This is a genomic window from Methanocalculus sp. (genome assembly GCF_029762515.1).
Classification (GTDB): domain Archaea; phylum Halobacteriota; class Methanomicrobia; order Methanomicrobiales; family Methanocorpusculaceae; genus Methanocalculus.
In genome coordinates, this window is record NZ_JARVGN010000027.1 from 1 (window position 1) to 10,645 (window position 10,645).

A 10,645-nucleotide genomic window follows, 5' to 3' on the forward strand; every position below is an offset into this window, starting at 1 on the left:
TATCTGCCGACACCCAAGCCCGCAAAGGATCTGAAACGCGAACTTGAACCGGTCATTGCAGTGAACAAGGATTTCTGCATGCTCTGTGGCGCCTGTGTCAATGCCTGCCCCGGCGAGGATATTATTGTCCTGAAGAGGACCGGCATCCGGGTCAAAGGAAAAGAGACCGACCTGTTCAAGACGATCAAAGCGAAGCTCCTGACTCCACGGACTTCCCGGGTTCGGGAAGACCAGAGCAAGGCCGGAGAAGTTCAGCTGAAGAGAATGGAGACTGCGTGAGGTTTTCATTATGGCAAAAGCAAAGGGTTACTCCGATGAAAACCTGTCTGTCCGTCTGGCAGACCGGTATTACCGCACAGAAGATGCATCCCCCGATTTCCTCAAGAATGTCGAAAAGATAGGGATGACGATTGCCCACATGTGCTACCAGTGCGGCACCTGTACAGGGTCATGCCCCTCGGCACCGAGAAGCTCATACCGGATCAGGAAGTTTGTCCGGCGGGCAGTGCTCGGGCTCGAGAACGATGCGCTTACCGACCCGGATCTCTGGCTCTGCACCACCTGTTATTCGTGCACCGACCGGTGTCCACGGGATATCGCACCGACCGATATTATCATGGCAATGAGAAATCTGGCATTCAAACGCGAGATTGTGCCACGGAACTTCTTAAACACCGTCCAGTTCATTTACAAGACAGGACATGGTGTCCCCAATAACGATGTGAACCGTGCGGCACGTGTCAGACTCGGACTTGAAGCCGAGCCGGAAACAACAGCAAAATATGCTGAGTTTATACCGGGCATCCAGAAGATTCTCGACCACTACGGCCTGAAAGATAAAGCTGATGAAATTCTGGCGGAGGGTCAGTAATGTCAGGAAAGACACACCAATACGCATTTTTCCTCGGGTGTATCGCACCGAACCGGTATCCCGGTATCGAGTCCGCAGCCATTAAAACAAGCAGAAATCTCGGGATCGAACTCCTCCCACTGAAGGGCGCATCATGCTGTCCTGCACCAGGAGCGTTTGGCTCGATCGATCTCAAAGTATGGTACGCAATGGCTGCACGCAACCTTGTCCTTGCCGAGCAGATGAATACCGATATCGCACTCATCTGCAATGGCTGTTACAAGTCAATCTGGGAAGTGAACCACAAGCTCAAACACCATGACGAACTCAGGGATGACGTTAACGAAGTCTTAAAAGAGATCGACATGGAGTTCAAGGGAACGATCAATGTCCGCCACCTTGCCGAGATCTATTATGATGAGAAGATCTGTGGCGTGGCAAAGCTCGCAGACAGTATCACAACACCACTCAAAGGAGTGAAGATTGCCGTCCATTATGGATGCCACCTGCTCAAGCCACGCAAAGAGCGTGAGTTTGAAGCGGAAGGTGTCGGCGATACCGAGAACCCGATGTGGATGGAGGAGCTTGTTGCTGCACTGGGTGCAGAACCGGTGCAGTACCGCAACAAGATGCAGTGCTGTGGTGCCGGTGGCGGTGTGCGTGGATATGATATTGCACATGCACTTGACATCACAAACGAGAAGCTGATCAACATGAGCGAGGTCGGAGCCGACGCAATAACCGAGGTCTGCCCGTTCTGCCAGCTTCAGTTTGACCGTGGCCAGATCGAGATCGGGGAGAAGTTCGGTGTCGAGTGGGCAATTCCTGTTCTCCACTACAACGAACTGCTCGGCCTTGCACAGGGGATGAGCCCGCAGGATCTTGCACTTGATCTCCATGGGATCTCCTGTGAACCTTTCCTGAACAAACTCCGGTGAGGTGTACTATGGTTGATGAAACAAAATCACAAAAACCCAGAGTCGGTGTGTATATCTGCCACTGTGGTACCAACATCGCTGGTTCCATTGATATCAAGGAACTGCAGGATTTTGCACAGACGATTCCAAATGTCGTTTTGGCAGACGAATACCAGTACATGTGTTCGACACCCGGCCAGAAGAAGATCGAAGATGCGATCAAAGAACATGGCCTCACCGGGATTGTCGTTGCGGCATGTTCACCACGGCTGCACGAACCGACGTTCCGTACCGCATCAAAAGAGGGTGGACTGAACCCGTTCAGGTTCGAGATGGCAAACATCCGCGAACAGAACTCATGGGTCCACATGCATGACCGCCAGGGAGCAACGGATAAGGCAAAGGATGCACTCAAAATGGCGGTGGCCAAGGCATCGCTCCTTGAAGACCTGTTCCCAAAGTCGGTACCGGTCGAGCATTCCGCAATGGTTGTCGGCGCAGGTGTCGGTGGTATCCAGGCAGCACTCGATCTTGCAAGCTCGGGGATCAAGACCTATCTCATCGAGAAGGCACCCACAATCGGCGGCAGGATGTCACAACTCGACAAGACGTTCCCGACACTCGACTGTTCACAGTGTATCCTGACACCCAAGATGGTGGATGTCGGCAGGCACCCAAACATCGAGCTGATGACCTATACCGAGGTCGAGAAGGTCGAGGGGTACATCGGCAACTTCGATATCACACTCAGAAAGAAGGCACGAGGTGTCCTCACACCGACCGAGGCTGAAACACGAGGAATCGTCGGCGGAGGATGCAACGGGTGCGGAGATTGTGAACAGGTCTGTCCTGTTATCAAGCCGAATCCGTTCGAGATGGGGATGGCGCCCAGAAAGGCGATCTATATCTATCACCCACAGGTTGTGCCTCTTATCTACACAGTTGATTTCGATTCCTGTGTGAAATGCGGACTCTGTGTCGAGGCATGCGGCGAGAAGAAGGCGATCGATCTCGAACAGGAAGACGAGTTTGTCACCGTCAAGGTCGGTACCGCTGTGCTTGCAGTCGGATACGAACTCTTCCCGGTCGAGAAGAAGACCGAGTGGGGATACAAACGGTATGATAACGTCATCACTTCACTCGAATTCGAGCGGCTCATCTGTGCGTCCGGACCAACCGGCGGCAAGGTGATACGGCCGAGCGATGGAGAGACACCAAAGAAGATCGGGTTTGTCCTCTGTGCAGGGTCACGTGACAACACCGGGATCGGCAAGCCATATTGCAGCAGGTTCTGCTGTATGTATTCGCTGAAACATGCACATCAGCTGCATGAGAAGATTCCCGGATCACAGTCGTATCTCTTCTACATGGATATCCGATCGTTTGGAAAGATGTACGAGGAGTTCTATTACCGTATCCAGGATGAGGGAGCGAAGTTCATACGGGGACGTGTGGCCAAGATCGAAGAGGATCCAATCACGAAGAACCCACATGTTCTCACTGAAGACACGCTGCTTGGCCAGCCGGTCGATATCGAACTCGATATGGTTGTACTGGCATCTGCGGTCCAGCCAACGGAAGAGACAAACCATGTACGCCACCTCTTCGGTGTGTCACAGTCCATGGACGGATGGCTCCTCGAGGCTCACCCGAAGCTGAATCCCTGTGGAACAACCACAGCAGGCGTATTCCTCGCAGGTGTCTGCCAGGGACCAAAGGATATCCCCGATACCGTGGCACAGGCAGAAGGAGCAGCAGCAGCAGCATCGATTCCGATTCATGTCGGAGAGGTCGAGCTCGAACCATACTTTGCCATGTGCATTGAAGAGAAATGTGCGGGATGCGGGATGTGTGTGAACCTCTGCCCATACTCGGCACTTGATCTCGTCGAGAAGAACGGACGAACCGTGATGCAGGTCACAGAAGCGAAATGCAAGGGATGCGGGACCTGCGGAGGGTTCTGCCCCGGTGGTGCTATCTGGATGCAGCATTTTGCTACACCACAGATTGTTGCACAGATTGATGCGTTCCTCCTCGGAGGTGAGCAGTAAATGACTGATGAATGGAAACCAAAGATTCTCGGCATCATCTGCAACTGGTGTTCCTATGCAGGAGCAGACCTCGCAGGAAGTGCAAGGACACAATACCCACCCGATATCAGGACGATAAGGGTCATGTGTACCGGGCGTGTCGATACCCTCTTCATCATGAAGGCGTTTGCAAACGGTGCAGATGGTGTGCTCGTTTCAGGATGCCACTTCGGTGACTGCCACTACCTTGAAGGGAACTTCAAGGCGGCAAAGAGGATGTTCCTCATAAAGAGTGTCCTCAAGAACATGGGTATCGAAGACAAGAGGTTCAGAATGACATTTGTCTCGGCATCTGAGGGTGCAAAGTGGGCAAAGGTCGTCGAAGATGTCGTCAAGACAGTAACAGAACTCGGACCAAGCCCGCTGAAGGAGTTTCGGCAGTAGAGGGAGGGAGTAAGCGTGACCAAGATTTCACTGAACCTTATCACCGGACGAACCATTCAGCAGGGCGTCTCGATGGAAGGCGGCAAAGAGAAGAAAGCCTACACAAAGGCATGCGGCATCATCGAGATGGATCCCTCCGACATGAAGAAGCTGAACGTCTGGAAGAACACCAATGTCCGCGTTACAAGCGAATTTGGAACTGTCATCGTGAAGGCTGTCGAGGCAACCCAGGGTCCGCACCCTGGCCTTGCCTACATTCCGATGGGACCCTGGGCAAACATGGTCATTGACCCAAATACCTACTCAATGGGTATGCCGACATTCAAGGGAGTCCCTATTGAAGTCGAAGTAGCAATCAACGAGCCGATCTATGACTCCCAGGAACTTGTCCGCAGGGCATGCGGACTCAAGGTGTGAGGAAAGTCTATGGCAAATATCGTATCAGATGTAATATGCCCCTTCTGCGGGACACTCTGTGACGACCTTGAAGTCGAGCTGAGTGACGACGGCAAGAAGATCCTCGAGGTCTATCATGCCTGCGCAATCGGTGCAGAGAAGTTCCTCCACTCGCAGGCCGAGGACCGGATCACCCGGCCCCGGATGATGCAGGAAGATGGAACCACCAAAGAGGTCTCCTACGAGGAAGCGGCAAAATATACCGCAAAGATCCTCTGTGAAGCAAAGAAACCCCTGATGTACGGATGGTCATCGACCTCCTGCGAAGCGCAGAGTGTCGGCCATTCGGTTGCAGAAGCTGTCGGCGGTATCGTCGACAACACCGCAACCGTCTGCCACGGCAGTTCGCTCATCGCCGTCCAGGATGTCGGGATCCCCTCATGCACCCTCGGCGAGGCAATGAACCGTGCCGACCGTGTCGTCTTCTGGGGATGCAACCCGGCACATGCCCACCCCCGGCACATGTCGAGATACTCGGTCTATCCCCGTGGATTCTTCACCGGGAAAGGGTCAAAGAGCAGGAAAGTTGTTGTTATCGACCCGAGGAAGACCGATACCGCATCGCTTGCCGATGTCCATCTCCAGCTTGAGCAGGGCCGCGACTACGAACTCCTCTCGGCACTCCGGGTCGCGTTCCGTGGCGAGAAACTGCCAGATGTTGTTGCAGGAATCCCAAAAGACCAGATCTACGAAGCAGCCGATCTCTTAAAGAGCGGCCGGTTTGTGATCATCTACTTCGGGATGGGTGTGACCCAGTCGCTTGGCAAGAACCATAACATCGATATCGCGATCGGAGTCACCCGTGACTTAAACGACTACACAAAAGCCGCCATCATGCCGATGCGGGGCCACTACAACGTTACCGGCTCCGGCGAAGTGCTCGGCTGGCAGTACGGGTTCCCGTTCTGTGTTGACCTGTCACGCGGTATTGCCCGGTATAACCCTGGCGAGACCAGTTCAAATGATCTGCTGATGAGAGACGAGGTTGACGCGGTCTTTGTGCTCGGCTCAGATCCCGGCGCACACTTCCCGATCAGCTCGGTGAAGAAGATTTCAGAGCTGCCGTCAGTTGCAATCGACCCCCACCTCACCCCGACGACTGCGGTCTGCAAACTCCATGTCCCGGTCGCCTTTGTCGGTGTCGAGGTTGGCGGCTGCTGTTATCGTATGGACAATGTCCCGATCGAGTCGAGGAAGGTTGTTGACCCGCCGGAAGGCATGCTCACCGACCAGGAGTTCCTCGAGATGGTGCTCGCTGAAGTCAGGAAATGCAAGGGAGTGTAGACCACAATGGCAGAATACCTTATCAAAAACGGTTTTGTCTTCGACCCTGTCCTGGGAATCAACGGAGACAAGAAAGATATCGCCATCAAAGACGGCAAAATTGTCGAGAGTGTCGGCGCTTCAGCAAAGGTGATCGATGCTGCCGGGAAGACCGTGATGGCTGGTGGCGTGGATATCCACGCCCATGTTGCCGGACCGAAGGTGAATGTCGGCCGGAACTTCCGTCCTGAAGACAAGAGACAGGCAACCTATGAACCCGGCAAGGGCGTCAAGCGGATGTCCGGCGGGTTCTCGGTACCGACCGTCTTCAAGACCGGGTACAAGTATGCGGATATGGGGTATACCACCGTCATGGAAGCGGCGATGCCCCCGTTCTATGCAAAACATACCCATGAAGAGATGCGGGATACCCCGATCATCGACCAGGGTGCGTACCCGGTGTTTGGGAACAACTGGTTTGTCCTTGAATACCTCAAAAATGGCGAAGCCGAGAACACTGCGGCATATATCGCATGGCTCCTTCGGATGACGAAGGGTTTTGCGATTAAATGCGTCAACCCCGGCGGTACCGAAGCCTGGGGATGGGGTCTGAACTGTACAAGTGTCCATGACCCGGTACCCTACTTCGATATCACTCCTGCTGAGATTGTGAAAGGGTTAATCGAGGCAAACGAATACCTCAGGCTGCCGCACAGCATGCATGTGCACAGCAACAATCTCGGCAACCCCGGGAATTACGAGACCACCCTTGATACCCTGAAGCTTGCCGAGGGGATTTCGGCGAAGAACAACTTTGGCCGTGAACAGGTGCTCCACCATACCCATATCCAGTTCCACTCGTATGGCGGCACCACCTGGGGCGATTTCGAGTCCCGTGCCGACAAGATCGCGGATTACGTCAATTCCCAGAAGAACATCACCTGTGATATCGGGTTTGTAACACTGGATGAGACGACGACGATGACCGCCGACGGTCCGTTCGAACACCATCTCTGTGAACTGAACCACCTGAAATGGGCAAATGTCGATGTCGAGCTCGAGACGGGCTCCGGTGTTGTGCCATATGTGTACAGCCCCGATGTCTTTGTCTGCGGTATCCAGTGGGCAATCGGTCTTGAGATCGCGCTTCTTGCAAAGGATCACATGCGATACCACATGACGACTGATCATCCGAATGCAGGTCCCTTCACCCGGTATCCCCGCGTGATGAAATGGCTGATGAGCGCAAAGGCCCGTGACGAGATGTTTGCCGGGATGAAGAACGAGGACAAGGTTCGTGACAGAACCGGCCTGAGCACGATGGATCGCGAACTCTCGCTGTATGAGATCGCGATGATGACCCGTGCAGGAACGGCAAAGGCACTGGGTCTCTCCCATATGTATGGGTCACTGACACCCGGCCTCTGCGGCGATGTCGCGGTCTACGATTACAACCCCGAGACTGCGTCTGATCCCGAAGCAATCGAGACGGCATTTGGTAAGGCTGCGTTCCTCTTCAAGCAGGGCGAGCTGATCATCAATGACGGCGAGATCGTTTCCAACGGGAACAAGAGAACACTCTGGGTGAATGTGAAGACAAATGAGAACACGCAGGTCGAGCGTGATATCGCCCTGAAGTTCAACAAGTTCTACACAGTCTCCCAGAAGAACTACGAGGTGTATGCACACCACTATGTGCCAAACCCGTTAGTCTTTGAGATCGATGCTACTGTCTGAGGTGGGTGGAGAATGATGATGGCATCTGAATGTATGATACCGAGTGAGATGGATCTCGCTTTTAAGCTTGAAGGAGAGGGGATTCTCCCCTCTCAGAGTGTTCGGGAGCGGATTGTTCTCTCAACGGCATGCTGCACTATTCCTGTGCAGCGGATGCTCCTGATGCAGGAGATGCTCGTCGAGTTAACTGATGAGATAAGGGAATAATCTCGTTAAAAAAAGGTGGTGGTATTCAGGCTACCCTGAATTTCCGATTTGCTTCAAGGGTCTCCTGGGAGATCTCGGTGACCCGTGTCACCATACTGGCGACCTCATCGATACTTGCCGATACCTCTTCGGTACCGGCTGCAGTATCTCCTGCCTCGTGTGCTGTCCTCTCCATCAGGGCGGCAACTTCGTGGATGCTTGCGGTGATCTCCTCAACAGTGGCTGCCTGCTCTTCAGTTGCACTTGCAACCTCTTCGATGCTTCGTGAGATCTTTCCGACCGAGTCGACGATCTCATTGAAAGCAAGAATCGTCTGCTGCATCTGATCTGATCCATCCCTGACGACAGTATTTGCAGTTTTCATCGCAGACGAAGCTTTTTCAGCCCCGGCCCTGAGATTGCCGATCATCTCGGTGATATGCTCGGCAGAGGATCGTGATTCTGTTGCAAGGGCTTTGACTTCAGCTGCAACAACCGCAAAGCCGCGCCCTGCATCTCCGGCACGGGCGGCCTCGATTGCTGCATTGAGCGCGAGCAGATTTGTCTGGTTTGCCAGATCCGAGATGACGCCGACGATCTTTCCGATCTCGACCATCTGGGTGTTGATATCCCTGATGATCCCATCGATCTCGGCGGTTGCGGTGGTGATCTCGGCCATGCCTGCATCTGCCCGCCTGGCAACCTTTGTTCCTTCCTGAGACTGCTCATCAGCGTTTCGTGAGAGTCCGGCAACAGATTCTGCACTTGCGGTAACCTCCTGGACGGCAGCAGAGAGATCTTCCATCGCCTGAAGAACCTGCTGGGCTGAATGGGTTGCCTTCTCGATATGGCCGCTTACGTTCCCGGTGCTACGGGCGATCTGCTGGGTGCCGGTGGAGACTTCGTCGATGCTCGTCTCGGCTTCGTTTGCTGCTTCCACCATCGCCTCCATCAGCCGGTTTGATCCTGCAATGAGGTGTGAGACATCTGCTGAGACTTTGTTTAAGGCAGTCTTCACGGCAATGAGATCCCCGCGAACATTGAGCTTATCATCGATATGGGCGGTGAAGTCGCCGTCAGCAAATGCGCTGGCGACACGGGTGATCTCCTTGACAGTATTATTTAAGACCTTCCCCATCCTGTCAAGGGATTTCCTGAACTCTTCCCACTCACCTTTCATCTGGATATTTGTATCGAATGTCGCAGAGAAGTCTGCCTGAGCGAATGCCCCGCAGACACGCATTGCTTCGTGAACTGGTTTTGTGACCGCATCGAGCATGCCGTTTATTCCAAGCATGCATTCTTTAAACTCTCCCTCATGCCGCTCCGGGTCTGCGCGGATCTCAAAGTTACCCTCGGTCAGACCATGCATCATCATCTTTGCATCTCCCATCAGGTGATCAAGCGACTCCTTCAGGGTGGCAAGGCTTTTATCGAGTTTGGAGATTAAAGAGGCAAAATTTTTTGTATCTTCGTCAAAATGAGCGGATTGAAGATTGAATGAGGTGTCCCCCCTTGCGGCTTTTTTGAGGTTTGCGACTAACCGGGTGACTTCTGTAACCACAAAGGTATCCTGTTTCATCTTCCGGTTGATCTCAAGCGTCATATCGCGTGCACTGCATCGGGTTCCAAGTTGCCTGCCATCTTTATCCTTCGCAATCGTGCAGAGAAGCGATACCCAGTGTTCGCTTCCGTTCTTATGCTTGATCCTGAACTTTACTTCCTTCTCCTCTCGTTCCCGGACTGCAAGGGCAGCTTTCACGGAATCAAAATCCTCGGATTTGATGATCCTGCGGAAAAGATCCTTTTCTTTTCGAAAATCTTCAGGGGAATAACCAGTGATCCGCTGGCAGGAAGGCGATACATATAAAAAGGTCCCGTCTGGTCCCAGCAGGAATTCCCAATCCTGGGTTGCTTCAAGGACCTGACGAAAAATATCGTTTGGGTCTGGTATTGTCATGTGTTCTCTCCAACTCCTCTGCTATTCTCAAGTAATGATGGTTCAATTATTTCGAATAGCCTAAGCACTTGCTAATAACTGTGGTTTTTTATCTGAGATGCAATAAATGTATCTTTCTCTCTCCAGAAAGAAACCTTAGAAAAAATAGATTCTCTTGTTCATTGGGTAGAGAGTGTCCTCTCCTCCCGATTCTCAACAAGGATTAAGTATCTGATAGTAGAAGGGTTCTGTATGTTCCGTCTTTCTCTGTGGTGTACTCTTCTCTTAATCGCTATTCTCTGTACTGCAGGGTGTATCCAGTCTGAATCACCTGTTTCCCAGCCATTGCCCGCTCCGGTTGTAACCCCTCAAACGGAACCGGTGCATCCGGCACCCTCCCCAGTCATTCCAGAGCCATATATCGTCAAAGGAAAGGATATCTACGGGATGACTGCTGCTCTCACTTCCCAGGAGCAGGGGACGAATCTCCTTGTCACAGTGACACTTGACAAGACCAATACCATGGGCGTCACAACAGGTCCGGGCATTGAGATGTACGTGACACTCTTTGCGTACAACCTGATGGATCTTCCTGAAGGATACCTCCCACAGACACAGGCAGAGGTGAGGGAATCCGGTATTCCGTATAAAGTCCGGAAAGCAACGATGTATCCGATGAATGTTAAAAAGGTCACAACAGAACTGCCGGTTGAATCATCCCAGGGACGCCTGGATCTGAAATATCCATACAATTATGGAGCAATCATAGAGAAAATATATTGATTTTGGTATGAACAAAACAATCAAATATGTTCAGGACTAG

The 10,645-nt window shown here is 52.8% G+C and carries 11 protein-coding genes; 10 read left to right on the forward strand and 1 reads right to left on the reverse strand.

From position 1 onward, the window contains the following. The 9 genes from QCH34_RS01765 to QCH34_RS01805 all read left to right on the forward strand — a co-directional run. Positions 1–279 (forward strand): 4Fe-4S binding protein (locus QCH34_RS01765; RefSeq protein ID WP_300329080.1); only part of this gene is annotated, 279 nt, incomplete at its 5' end. Between the two features lie 10 nt (positions 280–289). Continuing rightward, positions 290–871, forward strand: coding sequence for a CoB--CoM heterodisulfide reductase subunit C (gene hdrC / locus QCH34_RS01770; RefSeq protein WP_300329083.1), 582 nt, complete (start codon positions 290–292; stop codon positions 869–871). Beyond that, complete coding sequence (gene hdrB, locus QCH34_RS01775) at positions 871–1,788, forward strand: CoB--CoM heterodisulfide reductase subunit B (RefSeq protein ID WP_300329086.1); 918 nt, start codon at positions 871–873, stop codon at positions 1,786–1,788. Before hdrC ends, hdrB begins: the two co-directional genes overlap by 1 nt. 8 nt (positions 1,789–1,796) lie before the next feature. After that, on the forward strand, positions 1,797–3,818 hold the full coding sequence (locus tag QCH34_RS01780) for a CoB--CoM heterodisulfide reductase iron-sulfur subunit A family protein (RefSeq protein WP_300329089.1): 2,022 nt from the start codon (positions 1,797–1,799) through the stop codon (positions 3,816–3,818). Beyond that, positions 3,819–4,241, forward strand: a complete 423-nt coding sequence (locus QCH34_RS01785) for a hydrogenase iron-sulfur subunit (RefSeq protein WP_300329092.1) — start codon at positions 3,819–3,821, stop codon at positions 4,239–4,241. Between the two features lie 15 nt (positions 4,242–4,256). Next, entirely contained in the window at positions 4,257–4,658 is a 402-nt protein-coding gene (locus QCH34_RS01790; protein WP_300329095.1) for a molybdopterin dinucleotide binding domain-containing protein, read from the forward strand. A 9-nt stretch (positions 4,659–4,667) separates the two neighbouring features. Continuing rightward, positions 4,668–5,981: a formylmethanofuran dehydrogenase subunit B gene (locus QCH34_RS01795; protein WP_300329099.1), complete on the forward strand. Its 1,314-nt coding sequence runs from the start codon at positions 4,668–4,670 to the stop codon at positions 5,979–5,981. 6 nt (positions 5,982–5,987) lie between these two features. Next, complete coding sequence (locus QCH34_RS01800) at positions 5,988–7,697, forward strand: formylmethanofuran dehydrogenase subunit A (RefSeq protein ID WP_300329103.1); 1,710 nt, start codon at positions 5,988–5,990, stop codon at positions 7,695–7,697. A gap of 48 nt (positions 7,698–7,745) precedes the next feature. Continuing rightward, positions 7,746–7,904, forward strand: coding sequence for a hypothetical protein (locus tag QCH34_RS01805; RefSeq protein ID WP_300329106.1), 159 nt, complete (start codon positions 7,746–7,748; stop codon positions 7,902–7,904). Positions 7,905–7,929: 25 nt separating this feature from the next. Here QCH34_RS01805 and QCH34_RS01810 read toward each other — a convergent pair whose 3' ends face one another. Next, positions 7,930–9,843: a methyl-accepting chemotaxis protein gene (locus QCH34_RS01810; protein WP_300329109.1), complete on the reverse strand. Its 1,914-nt coding sequence runs from the start codon at positions 9,841–9,843 to the stop codon at positions 7,930–7,932. Positions 9,844–10,074: 231 nt separating this feature from the next. Here QCH34_RS01810 and QCH34_RS01815 point away from each other — a divergent pair, with 231 nt between their 5' ends. Beyond that, positions 10,075–10,605 (forward strand): hypothetical protein, encoded by a 531-nt coding sequence (locus QCH34_RS01815; protein WP_300329112.1) that lies wholly within the window; start codon positions 10,075–10,077, stop codon positions 10,603–10,605. The last annotated feature ends 40 nt before the right edge of the window (positions 10,606–10,645 follow it).